The 280-nt window shown below is 71.4% G+C and carries 1 pseudogene; it reads left to right on the plus strand.

The features are described from left to right. Window positions 1–280: pseudogene (locus KI686_RS17750) on the plus strand (hypothetical protein); the annotation flags it as partial.

The raw sequence follows: 280 nt of genomic DNA on the forward strand, positions 1-280 counted from the left end.
TCCTCGACGCGATGGGCGAGCGCATGGCGCAGCTGGGCGCGAACGGCGCTCACGCGCTCGTCACGGGCGACCTCAACGTGGGCCATCGACCGCTCGACATCCTGAACTGGAAGGGCAACGTCAAGAAGTCCGGCTTCCTGCCCCGCGAGCGCGCCTACTTCGACCGCTTCCTCGGGGCGGCGGGTGAGCCCGTCACCGGGCAGGAGGGCATCGGGCGAGGCATGGTCGGGCAGCTCAGCGACACCCGTCCCTTCGCGTCCGAGGCAGGCGGCACGGGGCT

The organism is Polaribacter sargassicola (assembly GCF_021991835.1).
Classification (GTDB): domain Bacteria; phylum Bacteroidota; class Bacteroidia; order Flavobacteriales; family Flavobacteriaceae; genus Polaribacter; species Polaribacter sargassicola.